Source organism: Bacillus sp. DHT2 (genome assembly GCF_026241455.1).
Classification (GTDB): domain Bacteria; phylum Bacillota; class Bacilli; order Bacillales; family Bacillaceae_G; genus Bacillus_A; species Bacillus_A pseudomycoides.
The window spans coordinates 1-314 of record NZ_JAPHWH010000097.1 but is presented as its reverse complement, the minus strand read 5'-3'; the positions used below and the strand labels follow the sequence as shown (position 1 = coordinate 314).

The following is a 314-nucleotide window of genomic DNA, read 5'->3' as shown; positions in this document are numbered from 1 at the left end:
AACTTATATTAAAGTGAAAGGGCAATGGATGTATGTATATCGTGCCGTTGATTCAGAAGGGAATACCATTGATTTTTATCTAAGTAAATCAAGAGATAAACAAGCAGCCAAGCGCTTTTTCAAGAAATCCTTGGCTGCTTCTCATATTTGTAAACCTCGTGTTATAACAGTAGACAAGAACCCGGCTTATCCCGTAGCGATTCAAGAGTTAAAAGAAGAGAAACATATGCCTGAAGGCATACAAATAAGGCAAGTTAAATATCTCAATAATATAGTGGAACAGGATCACCGTTTCATTAAGAAACGTGTACGTT

Annotated in this window: 1 protein-coding gene; it reads left to right on the top strand. The window is 36.3% G+C overall.

The window, feature by feature from the left end; translation table 11 throughout:
* Positions 1 to 314, top strand: a 314-nt coding sequence (locus ORL93_RS31080) for an IS6 family transposase (RefSeq protein ID WP_265960357.1), incomplete at both ends; no start/stop codon positions are given.